This is a genomic window from Bdellovibrio sp. CKG001 (genome assembly GCF_055397465.1).
In genome coordinates, this window is sequence record NZ_AP029173.1 from 310,126 (window position 1) to 329,847 (window position 19,722).

Genomic DNA, 19,722 nt, shown 5'->3' on the forward strand with positions numbered 1-19,722 from the left:
ATTAGTATTACAGCGTAACTGTCTAATCTGTAATCGAATGCATATTGTGGGAGTAAGGCCTTGATCGTTTACCTGATTCGCCGATTGTTATTGATGATTCCGACTTTTTTCGGAATTACCATCGTCACCTTTGCGTTGATTAACCTCGCTCCAGGAAGCCCTATTGAGCAGAAGCTTCAAGCCATCCGCTTCGGCGCTGCCGGTGGTGGTGGGGGCGGCGGCGGTGGAGGCGGGATCAACACCCGTGGCGACACCTCCGTGAATGAAGAAGTTATCGAGGCTTTGAAAAAACAATATGGCTTCGATAAGCCCATCCACGTTCGTTATTTTATCTGGGTAAAAAACCTGGTTCGTATGGACTTCGGTGAAAGCTTCACCTACCAGGAGCCGGTGATCGACGTTATCAAAAGTAAATTCCCGGTCTCCCTGCAGTTTGGTATTGCCTCTTTGCTTTTGACCTATCTGGTTTGTATCCCATTGGGTGTTCGTAAGGCCATCAATGCGGGCGGGGGATTCGACCGCTGGACAACCATTATTCTGAATCTGACTTATTCTATTCCGCCGATCGTTTTGGGTATCTTCCTGATCGTGGTTTTGGCAGGTAAGTTGAATATGTTCCCACTGGGCGGTTTGCACTCCGACGACTATGAGTCCCTGACGACGTGGGGTAAAATCGTGGACCGCGCCCATCACTTTGTATTGCCTTTGATCTGTTACATGATCGGCGGCTTCACGGAGCTTTCCACTTTGATGAGAAACTCCATGCTGGATGTGATCAAGTCCGACTTCGTTCGTACAGCACGCGCCAAGGGTCTGGCTGAAAGAGTGGTCGTCTTCAAACATGCTCTTCGTAATGCCTTGATCCCGATTGCCACAGGTTTGGGAGGCTTCTTTGGTGCCTTCCTGGCGGGTTCTCTGATTATCGAACAGATGTTCAACTTGGATGGGATTGGTTTGTTGGGTTATCAATCCGTTTTGTCCCGTGACTATAACGTGATCATGGGTCTGACCTTTATTTCATCCATGTTGTTGATGTTGGGCCGTATTTTCAGCGACATCATTTACGTTCTTATTGATCCAAGGATTGACTTCAAATGATCGAAAAATATCTTATCCGCAATGAATTGACGTTGAAGAGATATAAGCGATTCAAGCGCGATCGCGTGGCTGTGGTCTCTTTCTGGATTTTGATGGCGATGTTCTTCGTGAGCTTCACGGCAGAACTTTGGGCGAACAATCATCCCCATGTTTTGAGCTATCAGGGTAAATTGTATTTCCCTCTATTTAAGGATTATCACCCAACTGCCTTTGGCCGTGATGACATCTTTGTGATGGACTATCGTGAGCTTGAAATGAAAGAGGGCGACTGGGCAGTCTGGCCTCTGATTCAGTGGGACCCTTATGAGGCCAATAAAATGGTCGACACTTACCCATCTCCTCCAACAAAGATCAACTGGATTGGAACTGATGAAAGTGGTCGTGACGTCTTGACTCGTCTGCTTTACGGTTTCCGCTATACGATGTTGTTCTCTATCGGGTGCTGGATTGTGACTTATGCCATCGGTATCACGATGGGGGCCCTGATGGGTTATCTGGGCGGCAAAGCCGATTTGTTCGGTCAGCGTATCGTTGAGGTTGTGGAAAGTATTCCGATCCTGTTCGTATTGATCACAGTGATCTCGATCTTCAACCCAAGCTTGCCGTTGTTGGTTGTGTTCTTCTCTGTCTTTAGTTGGACAGGAATTTCTGCTTACATGCGTGCCCAGTTCCTTTCTTTGAGAAAGCGTGAATACGTGGAAGCGGCCCGCGCGATTGGTGCGGACCACAAGCGTATTATTGGTAAACACATCCTTCCGAACGGTTTGACGCCGATTGTGACCTTCGCGCCGTTCTTTATCGCGGGTGGGGTGAACACGTTGTCCTTCCTGGATTATCTGGGGTTGGGTCTTCGTCCACCGACACCAAGCTGGGGTGAGCTGTTGGCTCAGGCCCAAAAATGGTTCACGATTGCAGAGTGGATCGTTTGGGGTCCGATGGTGGCCATTGTTTTGACACTGACTTTGTTGATCAATATCGGTTTCGCAGTCCGCGACGCCTTCGATTCAAAAATGTAAGGCAAAACAGTCTTATTTTTGGTGCAAAATAAAAACAGATTTGATGATGTGGGTGAACGAAAGTTCACCCATTTTTTTTGGAAAAAGGTGCCTGGTTGTTTTTTCTGGCTAAGGTGCGTCAGCATCCCAGTCCAAAGGAGTTTTAGATGAAATACATGGCTTCCATTTTAGTTGTTCTTGGATTCTCGGCTTCCCAAGCGCAGGTGTTAGGGGAGTTGAAGGGCTCAGGTTCTATGACGGCTTCTTACGAGCGCCTAGATGGCAGCTATGAAAACATGGATTTAAAGTGCACGGTGGCTTTGAACTACCACCAGTCCACCGAAAAAGTGGAGTTGGATTTTTCTTTCTATGACTGCAACCGCCTGGGTGGTTGGAATGATCTGCCGGTGTCTTTGAAGGTCCAAGGTGGTTCCTTGGTGGATGCCCAAGGGAAGGAAAAAGGTCGTGTTCTGGCGGATGGAGCTGTCGAGTTCACAGCCCACACTGACTCTACAGTCCAGTATCAGGACACGCAGTATGATTTCGACTGTCGTCCTTATTCAACCAGTCGCAAGACCTTGCGTCTTGATACAGTCACTACTTATTCCTTTGCCAAGTCCGCGGATGGTTATCGTTTTACCCGCAAACAGTCTCAGGATCGAGTAGCTTATAAATCAAAAAAAGACTACGCTCGCTGCCCGGCTGTGATCATTCCGACCAAGATGAAATCCAGCAGTTCCTTTGTGGCGACGATTCAGTAATGTCAGAGCGAGAATAAATTCTATGTTGAGGGACTTATAGAGTTCCTCAAAGGTTTCCACGGGACGATGATTTTTCTGGAAAAAGAAAAAGGGCTTCGTAAGAAGCCCTTTTTTATTGGGAACTTAAAATTCTTCTTACTCAGCCTCTTCCAGGTACGTGTAACCGGAAAGACCTTCTTCATAATGTTTGATCAGAAGTTTGGCTTCCTGCTTGGTGATGGAGCCCTTCTGGATACTTTCCTCCGTCGCCTGACGAACGCTATCAACCATTTCAGAGCGGCCGTACTGAACGTAGGAAAGAACCTCTGTCACAGTGTCACCAGGAACGTAGTGGTCAATGGTGTAGCCCACGCCGTTCAAAGAGATATGAACCGCATCAGTATCCCCGAACAAGTTGTGCAAATCGCCCAGGATCTCTTGGTAAGCACCGGTCAGGAACACGCCCAGATAGTACTGCTGTCCATCGGTGAACTGATGCAAGCGAATGGTCTCTTTCGGTTCGCCGGAAGCTGTGTCGATGAATTTTTCGATCACACCGTCAGAATCACAAGTCAAATCCGCCAAAGTCGCTTCACGCTTGGGTTCTTCACCCAGACGGTGAATAGGAATCACCGGGAACAACTGACCCACTGCCCAGGAATCCGGTACAGACTGGAACACAGAGAAGTTGGAGAAGTAAGTGTCGCACAGCTCTTTGGAAAGGGCGGCCACGATGTCTTCACAGTCTGGAGTGGCTTTTGCCAGCTTCACCATTTTGGTCGCGATTGCAAAGTACATGGATTCACACCATGCACGCTGCTCAAGGCTCAAGACGCCGTAAGTGAACAACTGCAGAGTTTCTTGTTTGGCCTGTTCCAGGTCATTGAAGCACTCGTTGATATTGTCTTTGTTCACCTTTTCAAAGATGTACTGCATGTCCTGCATGATGGAATGATCGCCTTTCGTCGCGGGACGAGGCGGTTCATGGCGGTGAAGATCGTTTACACCCATCACGTTAAACACCAAAACCGAGTGGTGAGCCACCAGGAAGCGGCCGGACTCTGTCACGATGTTTGGATGTGGAATGCCTTTTTCATCACACAGAGTCTGAAGTACAGACACGATGTCGTTGGCGTATTCCTGCTCAGAATAGTTCACAGAGCTGTCAGAGTGGCCAGAACCATCATAGTCCACGCCCAAGCCGCCGCCCACGTCGATGTACTTCAGGCCTGCGCCCATTTTGTACAGCTCAGTGTAGAAGCGTGCGCCCTCTTTCAAAGAGGACTTGATGGACTGGATCTGAGGCACCTGAGAACCGATGTGGTAGTGCAGAAGTTCCAGGCAATCCAACATGCCCTCATTTTTCAGGAACTCCACACCTTCGACGATTTCTGTGGAAGTCAGACCGAATTTGGAGCGAGCACCGGAAGAATCAACCCATTTACCCGCGCCTTGAGTGTTGAGCTTTGCGCGGAAGCCGATTTTTGGACGAGTGTTGAACTTCTTCGCCACGTCCACGATCATTTTCAATTCTTCTTTACGATCCACCACGATGATGGTGTTGCGGCCCAGTTTTTGGGACAAGATCGCCGTTTCAATGTATTCCCAGTCTTTGAAGCCGTTGCAGATAATCAACGCGTCTTCGGTGTTCATCAATGCCAGAACCACCAATAGTTCCGGCTTGGAGCCCGCCTCAAGACCCATGGAATAACCTTTACCGTACTTCACCAGTTCCTGAACCAGGTGACGTTGTTGGTTCACCTTGATCGGATAAACGCCACGGTATTGGCCTTTGTAACCATGATCGGCAAATGCCTTCTGGAAGCAGCCGTTCAGAAGCTCCACGCGGGATTTAATAATTTCCGGAAAACGAATCATGATAGGGACGCGAATACCGCGGTCCAAAAGATCTTGGGTCAGCTCATGCAGGTCCACAGTTGGACCGTTCGCCCCCATAGGAGTGACAGCAACATTGCCTGCGCTGTTAATTCTGAAATAACCGTTGCCCCAGTTGTTGATCCCATAAAGCTCAGCGCTTTTTTCAGGACTCCAATTAGACATCTCTTTTGGCCCTCACGACTAGGGGGCCCGGATAAAGGACCCCATGTTGTTTTTCAGGGGTCCTTTTCGGTAAAAGAACCCAGTTATTTAACGATCAAATTCAAAATCTTCCCGGCTTTGTAAATCACCTTGTCGGGATTCTTATCGCCAAGAACGGAAGCCACCTGAGGAACGGCTTTCGCCGCCGCCACAGCCTCTTGTTCAGAAGCTGCCACGCCAATTTCGATCGTGCCGCGCATTTTTCCGTTCACTTGCACGCCGATAGTCACAGTGTCATCAGCGCACAGGGTGTTATCATATTTTGGCCATGGAGCCAAAGCGCAAAGTCCTTCGCCATTCATTTTTTCCCACAATTCTTCAGCCAAGTGCGGAGCAAACGGCGCCAGAATCTGGACCAGAGGTTTCAGAGCCAAAACCGAGCGGCATTCTGCACGGTAAAGTTCATTCACCAGAATCATCATGGCACTGATTGCCGTGTTGAAACTCATGGATTCAATGTCTTCTGTGACTTTTTTAATCGTTTTGTGAACTAATTTCTCAATCTCCGGAGTCAAAGTGTCCTGAGTTGCCACCAACTGGCCATCGTCGTTGACCACCAGGCGAGTGATACGATCCAGGAAGCGTTTGACGCCGTCAATACCGGTCGGAGCCCAAGGCTTGTCCTTGTCCACCGGACCCATGAAGCTGATAAAGGTTCTCAAAGCATCAGCCCCGTGAGAGCGCGCAATGTCCTCTGGAGAAATCACGTTTCCGCGGGATTTCGACATTTTCTCGCCATCGGGCCCCAGGATCATTCCCTGGTGAGCCAGTTTTTGGAAAGGTTCATCGTGGGTTACAAGGCCGCAGTCGAAAAGAACCTTTGTCCAGAAGCGGGCATACAACAAGTGGCCGACTGTGTGCTCGGGGCCACCGACGTAAAGATCCACCGGCATCCAGTACTTTTCAGCCTCGGGGCTGAAAGGAGCTTCCGTGTTGTGAGGATCAATATAGCGCAGGAAGTACCAGGAAGATCCTGCCGCTCCTGGCATGGTGTCAGTTTCACGGCGACCTTCTTTGTCGCCATCCATGTATTTCACCCATTCAGCATTGCGGGCCAACGGAGCTTCGCCAGTGTCAGCCGGTTCGTAGTCTGCCACTTCCGGCAGAACCACAGGAAGCTCGTTCAAAGGGACACCCTTGGAGCCGTCCGCAAAGTGAACAATCGGGAACGGTTCACCCCAGTAGCGCTGACGGCTGAACAGCCAGTCACGCAGTTTGTACTGAACTTCGCGTACACCCAGTTTGTTCTGCTCAAGGTAGTCGAGCATTTTTTTGATGGCTTCTTGCTTGTTCAGGCCATTCAGGAATTCAGAGTTGATCATGACGCTGTCGCCTTCAAACGGCAGTTGATCACTTTCCAGAACACTCTTGATTGGGATATTGAACTTGGTTGCGAACTCAAAGTCGCGGGCATCGTGACCGGGAACGGCCATGATGGCGCCCGTGCCGTAGTCCATCAGAACATAATCGGCGATCCAGATTTCAATCTTTTCGCCCGTGATGGGGTGGATGGCATGAGCCCCGGTGAAAACACCGGTTTTTTCAGTCGTGGCTTTGCGGTCCACTTCTGATTTTTTGGCAGTCTCAGCAATATAGTTTTCCACAGCCGCGTATTGTGGCTGAGAAGTGATCTTTTTCACCAGAGGATGCTCCGGTGCCATCACCATAAAGGTCACGCCGTACAGAGTGTCCGGACGAGTGGTGAAGACTTCAAAGGTTTCCGGGTCTTCAGAAACCTGGAAGGTGATGCGCGCGCCTTCAGATTTTCCAATCCAGTTGCGCTGACCTTCTTTGGTTCTTTCCGGCCAGTCCAATTTGTCCAGATCATTCAAAAGACGTTCGGCATAGTCGGTGATCTTCAGCATCCATTGTTTCATTGGAACACGGATGACCGGGTGACCGCCGCGCTCGGATTTGCCATCGACAACTTCGTCGTTGGCCAAAACCGTTTTCAAAGCCGGGCACCAGTTGACGGGAACTTCTTTTTGATAAGCCAGTCCACGCTCGTAAAGTTTCAGGAAAATAAATTGAGTCCATTTGTAGTAATCAGGCTCACAGGTGGAAATCTCACGACTCCAGTCGAAGCTGAAACCAAAGGTCTGCAAAGTTTTGCGGAAGCTGTCGATAGCTTTGCGAGTGGTGATAGCCGGGTGAACACCCGTTTGGATGGCGTATTGCTCTGCCGGCAAGCCGAAGGCGTCATATCCCATCGGATGAAGAACGTTGAACCCGTTCACGCGCTTGTAGCGAGAGATAATATCCCCTGGGGTGTAAGAGGCCATGTGACCCACATGTAATCCAGAAGCAGACGGATAAGGGAACATGTCCAAGGCATAGTACTTAGGCTTGGAACTGTTTGTTTCAGCCTGAAACGCTTTCGCGTCCGCCCATCTTTTCTGCCACTTTGCTTCGTATTCGGTGAAGTTCAAACTCATAAAAACATCCTTCAAAATTCAAAGAAAAACACCACAACCATAAATAACGAAAATCCCAAGACAATTCAACGAATAAGCCCGCACAAGACCGCATAAAAACACCCGACAAAAAATCACAGAAAATTTAAGAATCCGCCCAGTCTTAAGTCTGCGTAAGAAACAAGGTCGCCGCGCCGGAGAAGGGCTGTGGGAGGGGCTCCGTCGCAAGTTCCGCAGTGATCCCAGACCACTTAACTAACAGGCCCACCAACGAGCCGCAAAACCATCTCGAAGCCCTAAAGCAGCAACGAGCGAGGATGTGTCCGAAGCGCCGGAGCCCCTCCCACAGCCCTTCTCCGACCGGTCCCCGACCGAAGTCCGCTTCTGGTCTAATGATTAGAAAATCGTCTAAACAATTCCCGGAATTAACCGATCAGTATTCCAAACGTTACACTGGTATGTAGATGAGTTTTGAAGTCAGCCCCAAACAACCTAAAAGTCGCCGTATCCTGGTGATCGACGATGACAAAGACAGCCTGGAGATTCTCCTGGAGCCTTTGCGTTGGGAAGGCTATGACGCTCGTGGTGTGACGACGGAAGCTGAAGCGCACAAGCTGATCGAATCCTGGATTCCTCACATTGTGATTCTTGACTGGATGGCGCCGTCGATGGCGGGTTTGCGGGTTTTAAAATCCGTGCGTGAGCGTTTGTCTCATGTTTCCTGCGTTTTCGTCTCTGAAAACTCCAGCACTGAAGCTATTATCGAAGCCCTGGACTCTGGGGCGGATGACTATATCGTGAAGCCTTTTGTGCCGCTGGAGCTGCTGGCACGCATTCGCTCGCAGTTGCGAATTCGTGATCTGCATGAACAGCTTCTTTTTGCCAATGAAAAACTCAAGGAACTTGTGGATACGGATGACCTGACGGGTCTGTACAACATGCGTTCGCTGTATCAACGTCTGGACTTCGAGCTGGAGCGGGGACGTCGTTTCCATCGTGATGTCTGCGTGGTGATGATGGATATGGACTACTTCAAAACCGTGAATGATGGTCATGACCATTTGTTCGGAAGCTATGTGCTGTCCGAGGTGGGCAAGATCATTCGTGCCAACACCCGCAATATTGACATCCCGGCTCGTTATGGTGGGGATGAGTTCCTGATGGTTCTGACAGAGACCAACCACGCCGGAGCGATGTATTTCTGCGAACGTTTGCGCGAGAATATTGAAAAGACGACCTTCCGCAATGGGGAAGACTCCATGAAGCTGACGGCGTCCCTTGGGTTTGCAATCACGGTTCCTGGGGAAAATATCAGTGCCCGTGAACTGGTTCGTCGTGCGGACCATGCTCTTTATGAATCCAAACGCGCGGGCAGAAACCGTGTGGCTTTCTACAAACCCGAAACGGCCCCGGTGGTCGAGCTCAAATCAGCAGCGGCGATGAAGCGTCGTAAGGCTGCGGGCTAATATCTATTGACCTTCCTGGGGGGATCTACGAAAACCCTCATATATGAATAAAGCAATGCCATCTTCTTCAGATAAAGTTCGTTCGCGCGCGGCCTGGGTGTCGGCGGTAGCCAGTGTATTGATTTTCAGTCTGAAAATTGGGGCCTACAAAGTAACTGGCTCGGCAGCGGTTTTGTCAGATGCTCTGGAAAGCATTGTGAATGTGATTGCCGCAGTGGTGGCTCTTTTTGTGATTCGTTTTGCCGCGCAACCGGCGGACGAAAATCATCCCTACGGCCATGGCAAAGCTGAATACTTTTCTTCTGCATTTGAAGGCGGGATGATCTTTTTTGCAGCGATCATGATCATCGGCGAAAGTGCCAAAGCGTTGCTTTTTCATGAACCTCCACAGAAGCTGGAAACTGGTTTGCTGATTGTGGGTGGTGCGGCAGTTCTGAATTTGATTCTTGGGTTTTATCTGAAAACGGTGGGGGCTCGTCATCATTCTGATGCCCTGAAAGCCAGTGGGTCTCACGTTTTGTCGGATGTATGGACCACCGTGGGTGTCATGGTGGGCTTGGGCCTGGTGCTTTTGACGGGGCTTGAGTGGCTGGATCCGGTCATTGCCATTGTCGTGGGGTTGCAGCTGGCGTATTCCGGCTTCAAAATTGTACGTGAATCACTGGGTGGTTTACTGGATGCGCAGGATCTGGGATCTTTGGAGCTTCTGGCGGAGGCGATCAGAAAGAACCGGGTCCCTGGAGTCATCGACATTCATCATATGCGTGTGATCCGCTCGGGGCGCTTCCACCACGTGGATGCTCACATGGTGGTTCCGGAATATTGGGATGTGGCTCAGGTTCACGATATGACCCAGGAGTTCGAGGCTCGTGTGGTCAAGGATTATGAGTTTGATGGAGAGCTGGCTTTTCACTTGGACCCTTGTAAAAAATCCTTTTGTGCTCACTGTGATTTGGCTCAGTGCCCGATTCGTTTGCAGCCGTTCCAGTCTCTGGCCGACTTCTCTGTGAAAAGCTTGACCGATGACCCGGGGCCGACTAATCAAGGGACCCATGACGACTCAGGCTCCAAGAAGACAAATTAATATCACAAAAGACCTACCGAATCAGAACGCTTACACTTTGGCTTTGAACGGGGAATATTCCCATGTGGCCTTTGATGAACTGCGTGCGCCGCTTAACAAGGGCAAATGGCGTTCTGATGTTTTTAAGGCAGATGCCAAGATGCCGATGGATGTGGAAGTGGGGACCGGAAACGGGACTTACTTTGCCCATCACGCCAAGACTCATCCGGATCGTCTTTTGGTGGGCCTGGAGTTGAAATACAAGCCTTTGATTCAAAGCATCCGCCGCGCGGTGAATGCGGGCTGCACGAATGCGGCGATCACACGTTTTCATGCCTTCAACATTGATGAGCTGTTTGAAGAAAACGAAATCGACAACGTTTATATTCATTTCCCGGATCCTTGGACGTCTCCGAAGAAGCCGAAGAACCGATTTGTGTGCAAACAGAATCTGGAGCTTTTGTATCGTCTGCAGAAGCCGGGCTCTTACATCAACTTTAAAACAGATTCTTTGGTGTACTTCCTGTGGGCGATGGATGAAATCCGTCAGTCCCCTTATGAGATCGTTTTTGAAACGCAGGATCTGCACAATTCAGAAATGAAAGAGCAGAACTTCGAAACCGCTTTTGAAAAGATCTTCCTTCGTGAAGGTATCAAGATCAATTTTGTCCGCTTAAGAAACAACCGCACTGTCTAGGCCCCGGGGCTGGGTCCAGCGTCGTTTGGCAGATTTAAGATTTTGTCGTGATAACAGGCTATACTGAGACCTCTGCAAGGGGGTCTTATGAGATGGATTTTTTTGGGGCTTCTTTTGTCGCCATCCACGGAAGCTGCGATCGTCCGAGGCTCTGAATACCTTATACCGGCTGAGCCCTCCGTATCCACCCTGCGCAGTTCAGCGCTTCCTTGCTACAATCAGAATCAGAAGGGTCTTGCGGCCCGGTTGCGGCTTTCATACATCGAAGGCGACCGCTGCGCCTTGCCGAAACCAACAGAGGCTCGGCGGCTGGATCGTCCTGATCACGAGCCGGAAGATCCCGGCATTCCCTTTAAGAAGCGGGATCTTTAGCTGACAGCATAAGTGTCGTCAGGACTTGTCGGCTTTGAAGCCTACCAATAAGTGGTGTCCACGGTGATGTCGCCCAGAACCTGCGTCTGACAACTGATGCGGACATCCTTGGGGATGTTGTTGGTTTCCCTGAGAAAGTTCTCAGTGGGGTTCTCCGGGGTCAGATTCTCTTTTCCTTCCACGATAATGACTTTGCACTTCGCACAAACGCCGTCGCCGTCGCAGCTGGAGGCGACGGGAAGTCCTGCATCCAGCAACGCCGTCATCAAGATGGTTTGCGAGGGAACCTCAATAGGTGCGTGAATGTTCTTTTTAAAGGAAATCAAGGGCATAGCCGATTGTAGCTGACGCAGCCCAAAACGTGCAAAGAACTAATGAAAAGGGTCATATTTGTTGATAGCCTTTGAGCGTAATTTCCGACCCTATTTATGAGGTAATTTATGACTGAAGATCAAAAAGTAGAAAATGTCATTATCATCGGTTCTGGTCCTGCGGGGCTGACTTCCGCAATCTATACATCCCGTGCGAATCTGAATCCCTTGATGATCGAGGGTGAAGAGGCTGGTGGTCAGCTGATGACCACGACTGAGGTTGAAAACTTCCCTGGCTTTGAGCATGGAATCACGGGGCCTGACTTGATCACAGTTATGAGAAAACAGGCGGAAAGATTTGGCACGCGCTTTATCACCCGTAATGTGACGAAAGTGGATTTTTCCCAGCGTCCATTTAAGGTTTGGATCGGGGATAAACTGCATCTGGCAAAATCCATTATTATCTCTACCGGGGCCAGTGCGAAGTATCTGGGGCTGCCCTCTGAAAAGATGTATGCCAACCGCGGGGTGTCTGCGTGTGCAACTTGTGACGGCGCTTTCTTCCGTAATCAGGAAATCGGTGTTGTCGGTGGTGGTGATACAGCCATGGAAGAAGCTCAGTTCCTGACTCGTTTTGCTTCTAAGGTTTATCTGATTCACAGACGCGATCATTTCCGTGCTTCTAAGATCATGGTGGACCGTGCGCTGAAGAATCCAAAGATCGAGGTTCTGTACAACACAGAAGTGGTTGAAGTTCTGGGTGATGGCAAAAGCATGACCGGCGCAAAAATCAAAAGCACTGTTGACGGAGCTGTCAAAGAACTTCCAATCACAGGTCTATTCCTGGCCATTGGCCATAAGCCCAATACAGACCTTTTCAAGGGAATGTTGGATATGAATGAGACAGGCTATTTGATCACCCAGCCTAATACCACGTATACTAACATTCCAGGTGTCTTTGCGGCCGGAGACGTGCAAGATCATGTGTATCGCCAGGCGATCACAGCGGCGGGTACGGGCTGTATGGCTGCAATCGATGCAGAAAGATGGCTGGAAGCTCAAGAGTCTCACTAAGGAATGTATGAAGGATAAAAGAATCAACACCAAGGATCTGATCGAAAAGATCGAGAAAATGACCAAGGCGCGCATTGCTTCCCAGGAAGTGGTGCCTTTGGATCAGTTCCGTGAAGCGAAGAAAAAGCTCGACCCCAAAATCATTCTGGTTATCGAAGATGACGAGACAATGCGTTTGGCGATGAAAAGAATTCTGGAAAGCGAAGGCTATGTGACCAAGCTGGCTGCTGACGGAACGGAGCTTTCCACGGTGCTTGATGATCATCCGGTGGATTTGATTCTGATGGACGTGGGTCTTCCTTGGGTGAACGGCTTTGAGCTGGCGCAACTGCTGAAAGACCATCGCGACCTGAAAAAGATTCCTTTGGTGTTTGTCTCTGGAAAAGCTTCCGAAGAGGACATGAAGAAAGCTTTCGAGCTTGGAGCCGACGACTATATCAAGAAGCCCTTTGATGTCGAGAAGCTGAAAAAGACCGTGGAAACCCTTTTAAAGCTGAACCCTTAGATCCTCCAATTTTCAATCTCTCATATCCAAAAAGCCCTGCCGGAAACAGCAGGGCTTTTTTTTATGGACCAAAGTTCTGTCTCAGTTTGGGATTTCACCGTGTCTCCATACTTTCCCGATGGTTCTTGCAGAAAATAGTGATCGAAGCTGCTTTTTAAAGTTAGAATAATAAGGACCCATGACACGTAAAAGCACGTATATCTTCATTGTTGTTGCCGCCGGCCTGGTGGCGCTGGGCTTGTTCTTTAAGAAAGATCAGGAGCCGACTTTCGCAGAATCTGTGAAGGAAGCCATGGCTGTGGTGGAATCCTCAGATCCACAAAGCGAAGAGGAAATCGCCCTGAGCACAAAGCCGTTGGATAAAACCCAAGTGACAGATATCCCTTCCCATGGTGACAACACAGCAGCTGAAGACCGCCGTTTGCGTTTACCTGAGGCTAAAGCCTCCCCTCAAAGAATTAGTCCCACGTCTCGCCGGTTGGCTCAGTCTTCCATGCTGTCAGAAACCGCGTGGAAGGTGTGGGAGGGAATGACGGCCTATCCGATGTCAGCCGGTCCACGGCCGGATGCGATGGCTGAAGTCAGCGGCTTTTATCTGGTCCCTCAAGAGGGCTTGCGGGTGGATGAAAGAAATTATTCCAATGCACAACCCATGGTTGTTTTCAATGAGCGTAAAAGTCTGGCCGGAGTGGTGACGGGAAGTATTGAGATCACCTTGCGTGAAGGAGTCGAGATTGAGCCTTTGCTGCGCGCTTTTGATCTGAAAGTTGTCAGTCAACTGCCCGAGATGCGCGTTTACTTTGTCACATCGGCGCAGCAACCTTATGACCTGTTTTCTTTGAAGGATCGCCTGGGCAGTGAGCCCGGAATCAGTGATGTACGTTTGGAAATTCTAAGCAGGCAGTATGAAAAGTTTTAAAGGAAAAGTAAAAATCTTTCTGCCATTGATGATGGTTGGTGCCGTCATCAGCCTGCTTTTCACCAACTGCTCAAAGCAGGGGTTCGATGCGGTTGTTGCCGATATTAAAGAGGGCGATGATCCTTTCCTGGGTTATGCCTGGCATATCAACAACACCGGGCAGTCTGTCTTTGCCTCTTCTGGGAGCGGGGTGGTCGGATTTGATCTGGATATGCTCCAGACTTGGACCTCTGGTCTTTCCGGTTCAGGTTTGAAGATTGTTGTGTCTGATGATGGCGTTCAGGACAGTCACGAAGATCTTAAAAGTAACTTTTTATATGGCGCCTCGATTGACTACCATCAGTCGACGCCGACGGGGGCAAATAATGCGGCACCTTATTCCTCTGATGACAACCATGGAACTGCCGTCGCGGGGCTGATCGCTGCTGTGGGTGGGAATGGTGTGGGTACGAAGGGTGTGGCTTACAAAGCCAAACTTATCTCGTACAACCTTCTTTCCAAGAATGTATCCCAGACCAACGCGCGCATTGGTCAGCAGGTTTCCGGTGGTCATGACATTTACAACATGAGCTGGGGGAACACCCAGAATAATCTTCCTGAAGTGGTGGCTGTTTGGGGAAGCGGACTGCTTACCGGCGTTGTCAATGGGCGAGCGGGTAAGGGTTCCATCTATGTCAAATCAGCGGGCAACGATTTTATTGTGAAGTGCCACAACTCAGAAAGCGTCTACTGTATCGGCAATGCGAACTTTGATCCGGATAACAACATGCCGTACACGATCATGACGGGGGCTTTGAACTCTATGGGAGAAATTGCTTCTTATTCTTCCCCAGGGGCAAATCTTTGGATTTCCTCGTTTGGAGGAGAATTTGGCGATGACTATCCGGCGATGATCACAACGGATCGAAGCGGGTGCAGTGCTGGATATGCCCAGACCCTGATTTCCGGGAAGATCGAGTTCGAGCGTGGCAGCAACGGTAACAGCAACTGCAATTACACGACGACATTCAACGGTACTTCCGCAGCAGCGCCTGTTCTGGCCGGTGCCGTGGCCCTGATTTTGGAAGCCAACCCGGCTTTGACCTGGAGAGATGTAAAATACATTCTGGCCAAAACAGCGGTTCCAGTCAGTCCCAACATGTCGGCCATTGCCAGACATCCTTTTTACAGTTATCCCGGGGATTCCTCCAAGAACGTGCGTCTGCCGACGGGGGCTGTCTGGGAAAATGCCTGGGTGACGAATGCGGCGGGCTTTAAATTTCAAAACTGGTTTGGGTTCGGCCGTGTGAATGTGGATGCGGCGGTGGCGTTGGCACGAAGTTATAGTTCACCTTATACGGCGGCGCAGACGGCCACAGGATTTGTGACAAACTCCAGTCCCAACCCCAATGCAATCCCCGAATACAGTTCCACGGGATTGTCCAGTACGGTGTCGGTGTCCGACAATCTGCGCATCGAAGCGGTTCAGGTTCAGTTTACAATTGCTCATAACAATATCGCAGATCTGGGGGTTGAGTTGATTTCCCCTTCGGGCACTAAAAGTATGATCATTAATATGCGCAATTCGCTGACGGGGATTTCCGGATACAATAATGAAATTTTCCTGAGCAATGCCTTCTTCCACGAAAGATCCAACGGAACCTGGACTTTGAAGGTTTATGATGGTGGCAGCAATGACATCACCGGCACGCTGACCAGTTGGGGCGTGAATATTATCGGTGCTCCGTAGGGGCGAATTCAGTTTCCAATAAACATTGATGAAATACAGCGAGTTTCCAGATTCCCCGGATAAAAGGATGTGGAACCTACGCGTGTGAATTCTTTGGTTGTACTGTTAAAGGTGAATTTCTCAATGTTATACGGAATATTGCCGGTCGTGAAATTGTTGGTGATAGCCCCACCGGTGGCAACATAAAGACTTTTGGTCGATTTATCATAAGTCATGGCAGAGGCGCCATAGATGACACTGGGAACTTCATAGCCATTAACTTCATCGCTGATGGTGTTGGCCGTTTCATCGACGTCATATGAATAGATCGAATTCAGCATGGAACCCGAGATTCCTGCATAACTGACCACAACGCGACCGGAATCCTGCATATAAACGGATGAAGTGGGGTATGCAGTTAAGGCCGGTGCGGCCTGACTGGCAAGGCACCCTGAGGTTCCATTCCATCCTGTTTGGCCATTGATAATTCCAATGCGATTGTTGGCACTGGAGGCGTTCTGCGAATGCGTATAGATGATGTTATAGCCCAGCGTATTGGAGCTTGTTGGGTAGGTGGCCAGTGAGGTGATGTTGGTGATTGAGGCGCTGCAAGAGCCGCCCGGCGCCTGAACCCACGCATTGGTTCCTGTTCCACTTTCGCGGGATTTGCCGGTGTCCAGTTTTTCGATGGCAGTGGATCGACTGATTAGCAACCCATCCAACGCTTTAAAAATATATCGGCCGGCTGATTGCAAGGCCCCTATGGGAGCTGTTGCGGAAGTGTTGTTATAGTAAGTCTGTCTTTCCCCAGAAAGAGTTTTTTTGATCAGCTCAATTCGGCGCTGACCTGTATGTTCCAGCAGAACCAGTAAATGTTCTGAATCATAGTCAGCAATCCCTACGGGGGTTGTTCCCGGAGCATCAAAACCTGTTGTGAAGTCAGCAATGCGCCCCTCGTACTGAGCCGTTTCTAGGTTCACGCGAAAGATCACATTCGAAGCTGTGGTTGCAGAGTAAGTTGTGTTGCCGGTTCCCGAATAACAGAGCCCACTGGCTACGTATAAATAGCGGGGCTTGGCAGCTTCTTCGACCTCTGGTTGACAGGCGGTAAGCAGATTTGCCGCGACACCAATTGCAACAACGTATCTGAAGTGATCCATGGGCTCTCCTTGCCGAGTTCTCAAAATAAGATATCGGCGATTGTTAAGAGTCCTTGATTGTTTCTGAGAAAAACTAGCCTAAATGTATCGTTAAGATACTTTAATGCAAAAAAGTCTCTGAACTGGTTTGTTTTCATGTAAGAAATGAACAAAAAACTTCTGCAAGGAATGCGACGAAGGTCGAGAGAGAAGTCTCAGTTCATCTGCTGGGAGCAACAGATTTCTGTGAGGGATTTTTATCCGGCGTTCTTGCGAACCTGATCCTGATAAGCGACGTAAGCTTTCAACAAAGCATCCAGACGCAACGTCATCGCCACGTCCTGCTCAATGAACATCAGACGGCGTGGGTCGGTCAGGTCGCCCACAATCTTCGCTCTGAAAAGCAGGCGGGCTTTGGCGGGATCCGGTTCGAAGGGATTCACGATGATCAGATCAAATGGTTTGTTCAGGAAGTCTCTGGGGATTTCATCCTCCAGCATGGTTCCACTTAAAGAGATATCTTTGGAGTACGTTCTGAACGAGCGCACTTTGGAAACCAACACCACTTCGATTTTAAAGTTGTGACGGGGGTCGCGGCGACGGTCTGATCCTTTTGGTTCTGCCTTCGCAACGGCCACGGGGGTCACAGCTTCTTCAGCCTGAGCCGCTTTTTTCGGCTTGGGCATTTCGGATTTGTCTTTTTTGATCTTGTTTAAATCCAGATCATCACCGTTGAAATCTTTGGCGTGATAGCCGCCGACCTCGCGGTGTTTAATTGGCATATCGCCGACCACAACTTGAGTGTATTGACTGTCACCCTTGGTGGCAGGAGCATTTTTGGTGGCGGTCAAAGTGTGTTCTTCACCTGGCAAACCCGGCATTTCGCCCGGTTTGGGCGGCTGAACAATCACGAAGTAAGTTTGATCGGACTCGAGGAAGTCCTTGATGGAAAGCCAGCCTTCCCAGCCGGGAGTCCACAGGAAAAATTTGGTGTGATCTTGGACCGCGATGGAGAGAATCGTCACTTGCGCCTGAACCACAGACATAGGCTTCGTCTGCGTTTTGGTTTCGGCATCATAGATAATCCAGATTTTCCCCTGCGTCTTCATGAACTCCTCAGTGTGTACTAAGGAGTTATCGGAGAGAATGAGTTACTTCTTTACACTCGGATGCACGAAGCGACGTGATCTTTCGCCTTTGTTTCCAGTGTCGGGACGATAGTCTTGCAATCGTCGATCGCCATAGGACAACGAGGGTGGAAATGACAGCCAGAAGGCGGGTTGATCGGGGACGGAACGTCGCCAGTCAAAATGATACGCTCTTCTTTTTTGCGTGGATCCGGTACCGGAATCGCAGACATCAGGGCTTTGGTATAGGGATGTTTCGGATTCTTATAAAGCTCTTCAGAATCTGCCATTTCAACCACTTTACCCAGATACATCACGGCCACACGAGTGGAGACGTGTTCAACCACTTTCAGATCGTGCGCGATAAAGATGTAAGTCAGGCCCAGCTTCTGTTGAAGTTCCATCAGAAGGTTGATCACCTGTGCCTGAATGGAAACGTCCAAAGCGGAAACCGGCTCGTCACAGACGATCAGTTCCGGATTCACCGCCAAAGCGCGAGCGATACCCACGCGCTGACGTTGACCGCCGGAAAACTCGTGCGGATAACGATTCAGGTGTTCACGGCGCAAGCCCACCAGGTCGATCAGTTCATGAATACGATCCTGACGCTCTTTCGCAGTGGCGTAAAGATTATGAATAATCAGAGGCTCTTCAAGGATGGCTCCGATAGTCATGCGCGGATTCAAAGACGCAAACGGATCCTGGAAGATGATCTGAATTTTACGGCGCATCTCGCGCAGTTCTTCGCCCTGGATGTGAGTGATGTCTTTGCCGTTATAGATGATCTTTCCAGAGGTGGTGTCGTGCAGACGCATCAGGCAGCGACCCAAAGTGGACTTACCGCAGCCGGATTCACCCACCAGGCCCAATGTTTCACCTTTGTTGATTTCAAAGGATACACCCTGAACTGCTTTTACACTGGCCACTTCGCGATTGAAGATACCACCGTGAATCGGGAAGCTTTTTACCAGATTTTCAACTTTCAACAGAGGAGTGCTCATTATTTCGTGACCTCGTCAGACAAGGGGTGGAAACAAGCGACCTTATGGATGCCGCGAAGATTTTCAGTGGATGGATAAGACTGGCGACAGTCATCTTGAGCATAAGGACAACGATCCGCAAAGCGGCAGCCTTTCGGAAGATTGTAAAGACTTGGAACCATGCCTTTGATGGTCTTCAGCTGCTCCAGCTTGTGTCCTGTTTCGAAGTGCGGAATGGAATCCAGCAAACCACGAGTGTACGGATGTTTCGGACGATAGAAGATGTCTTCCACGGTACCGAATTCAACCACGCGGCCCGCATACATCACGGCCACTTCGTTGCACATCTCTGCCACAACACCCAGATCGTGAGTGATCAGGATCATGCCGGCATTGAAGTCTTTTTGCAGTTTTCGCATCAGATCCAGAATCTGAGCCTGAATGGTCACGTCCAACGCCGTTGTTGGTTCGTCAGCAATCAGCAGTTCCGGGTTGCAGGAAATCGCCATGGCAATCATCACACGCTGTCTCATACCGCCGGAAAGCTGATGCGGGAATTCATGGAAGCGTTTTTCAGGTGCTGGAATACCCACGATGCGAAGCATGTCGATCGCGCGTTCACGAGCCTGAGTTTTGGTCAGGTTTTTTTGGTGCAAAAGGATGGCTTCCTCAATCTGATCGCCTACGGTGTAAACCGGGTTCAGGGAAGTCATCGGTTCCTGGAAGATCATCGCGATTTCGTTACCGCGAATTTGTCTCATGCGGTCGTCAGACAGCTCCAGAAGGTTTTGGCCCTTAAATAGGACCTTGCCGGATTCAATATTTCCAGGCTTCTGGACAAGACGCATAATGGAAAGAGAGGTTACGGATTTTCCGCACCCAGATTCCCCAACGATTCCAAGAGTTTGGCCTTTTTTGACGTTAAAGGAAACGTCGTCTACCGCGAGAAAAGTGCCTTCGTCAGTTTTAAAGCGCGTCTTAAGATTTTGAACTTCTAAAAGAATGTCGTTCACC

18 protein-coding genes are annotated in these 19,722 nt (G+C 49.7%); 11 read left to right on the plus strand and 7 right to left on the minus strand.

The genetic code is table 11. The features are described from left to right. Positions 1-60 precede the first annotated feature (60 nt). From ACZ50P_RS01590 to ACZ50P_RS01600, 3 genes are all read left to right on the plus strand, one after another. A complete protein-coding gene (locus tag ACZ50P_RS01590; RefSeq protein ID WP_464132984.1) occupies positions 61-1,098 on the plus strand; it encodes an ABC transporter permease subunit in 1,038 nt (345 codons plus the stop codon). Next, positions 1,095-2,114 (plus strand): ABC transporter permease subunit, encoded by a 1,020-nt coding sequence (locus ACZ50P_RS01595; RefSeq protein WP_464119841.1) that lies wholly within the window; start codon positions 1,095-1,097, stop codon positions 2,112-2,114. Before ACZ50P_RS01590 ends, ACZ50P_RS01595 begins: the two co-directional genes overlap by 4 nt. Before the next feature lie 146 nt (positions 2,115-2,260). Continuing rightward, on the plus strand, positions 2,261-2,854 hold the full coding sequence (locus tag ACZ50P_RS01600) for a hypothetical protein (protein WP_464132987.1): 594 nt from the start codon (positions 2,261-2,263) through the stop codon (positions 2,852-2,854). Between the two features lie 135 nt (positions 2,855-2,989). Here the strand turns inward: ACZ50P_RS01600 and speA are convergent, their stop codons facing one another. Next, positions 2,990-4,894, minus strand: a complete 1,905-nt coding sequence (gene speA, locus ACZ50P_RS01605) for a biosynthetic arginine decarboxylase (RefSeq protein WP_464119843.1) — start codon at positions 4,892-4,894, stop codon at positions 2,990-2,992. 83 nt (positions 4,895-4,977) lie between these two features. Then, positions 4,978-7,368, minus strand: coding sequence for a leucine--tRNA ligase (leuS, locus tag ACZ50P_RS01610; protein WP_464132989.1), 2,391 nt, complete (start codon positions 7,366-7,368; stop codon positions 4,978-4,980). A gap of 443 nt (positions 7,369-7,811) precedes the next feature. Here leuS and ACZ50P_RS01615 point away from each other — a divergent pair, with 443 nt between their 5' ends. The 4 genes from ACZ50P_RS01615 (at position 7,812) to ACZ50P_RS01630 (ending at position 10,945) form a co-directional block, all read left to right on the plus strand. Then, complete coding sequence (locus ACZ50P_RS01615; protein ID WP_464119845.1) at positions 7,812-8,813, plus strand: GGDEF domain-containing response regulator; 1,002 nt, start codon at positions 7,812-7,814, stop codon at positions 8,811-8,813. A gap of 43 nt (positions 8,814-8,856) precedes the next feature. Next, positions 8,857-9,897: a cation diffusion facilitator family transporter gene (locus ACZ50P_RS01620; RefSeq protein WP_464132991.1), complete on the plus strand. Its 1,041-nt coding sequence runs from the start codon at positions 8,857-8,859 to the stop codon at positions 9,895-9,897. Next, entirely contained in the window at positions 9,866-10,573 is a 708-nt protein-coding gene (gene trmB / locus ACZ50P_RS01625) for a tRNA (guanosine(46)-N7)-methyltransferase TrmB (protein WP_464119847.1), read from the plus strand. The genes ACZ50P_RS01620 and trmB overlap by 32 nt, the downstream gene beginning before the upstream one ends. 87 nt (positions 10,574-10,660) lie before the next feature. Further along, positions 10,661-10,945, plus strand: coding sequence for a hypothetical protein (locus ACZ50P_RS01630; RefSeq protein ID WP_464132993.1), 285 nt, complete (start codon positions 10,661-10,663; stop codon positions 10,943-10,945). Between the two features lie 41 nt (positions 10,946-10,986). Here the strand turns inward: ACZ50P_RS01630 and ACZ50P_RS01635 are convergent, their stop codons facing one another. Continuing rightward, positions 10,987-11,277 (minus strand): 2Fe-2S iron-sulfur cluster-binding protein, encoded by a 291-nt coding sequence (locus ACZ50P_RS01635; protein ID WP_464119849.1) that lies wholly within the window; start codon positions 11,275-11,277, stop codon positions 10,987-10,989. Positions 11,278-11,385: 108 nt separating this feature from the next. Between ACZ50P_RS01635 and trxB the strand changes: the two genes are divergently transcribed. From trxB to ACZ50P_RS01655, 4 genes are all read left to right on the plus strand, one after another. Then, positions 11,386-12,330 carry a thioredoxin-disulfide reductase gene (gene trxB, locus ACZ50P_RS01640; protein ID WP_464132996.1) on the plus strand — a complete coding sequence of 315 codons (945 nt, stop codon included), beginning with the start codon at positions 11,386-11,388 and terminating at the stop codon, positions 12,328-12,330. A 7-nt stretch (positions 12,331-12,337) separates the two neighbouring features. Then, positions 12,338-12,835: a response regulator gene (locus ACZ50P_RS01645; RefSeq protein ID WP_262554540.1), complete on the plus strand. Its 498-nt coding sequence runs from the start codon at positions 12,338-12,340 to the stop codon at positions 12,833-12,835. A gap of 178 nt (positions 12,836-13,013) precedes the next feature. Further along, a complete protein-coding gene (locus ACZ50P_RS01650; protein WP_464132998.1) occupies positions 13,014-13,754 on the plus strand; it encodes a hypothetical protein in 741 nt (246 codons plus the stop codon). Further along, positions 13,741-15,483, plus strand: coding sequence for a S8 family peptidase (locus ACZ50P_RS01655; RefSeq protein ID WP_464133000.1), 1,743 nt, complete (start codon positions 13,741-13,743; stop codon positions 15,481-15,483). Before ACZ50P_RS01650 ends, ACZ50P_RS01655 begins: the two co-directional genes overlap by 14 nt. An 8-nt stretch (positions 15,484-15,491) precedes the next feature. On the opposite strand, the gene ACZ50P_RS01660 is transcribed toward ACZ50P_RS01655, so the two are convergent. From ACZ50P_RS01660 to ACZ50P_RS01675, 4 genes are all read right to left on the minus strand, one after another. After that, positions 15,492-16,622, minus strand: a complete 1,131-nt coding sequence (locus ACZ50P_RS01660; protein ID WP_464133002.1) for a hypothetical protein — start codon at positions 16,620-16,622, stop codon at positions 15,492-15,494. A gap of 236 nt (positions 16,623-16,858) precedes the next feature. Continuing rightward, positions 16,859-17,710 (minus strand): PilZ domain-containing protein, encoded by an 852-nt coding sequence (locus ACZ50P_RS01665; protein ID WP_464133004.1) that lies wholly within the window; start codon positions 17,708-17,710, stop codon positions 16,859-16,861. A 50-nt stretch (positions 17,711-17,760) separates the two neighbouring features. Then, entirely contained in the window at positions 17,761-18,729 is a 969-nt protein-coding gene (locus ACZ50P_RS01670) for an ABC transporter ATP-binding protein (RefSeq protein WP_464133006.1), read from the minus strand. Then, positions 18,729-19,721, minus strand: coding sequence for an ABC transporter ATP-binding protein (locus tag ACZ50P_RS01675; protein ID WP_464119856.1), 993 nt, complete (start codon positions 19,719-19,721; stop codon positions 18,729-18,731). Before ACZ50P_RS01675 ends, ACZ50P_RS01670 begins: the two co-directional genes overlap by 1 nt. Between the last annotated feature and the right edge of the window lies 1 nt (position 19,722).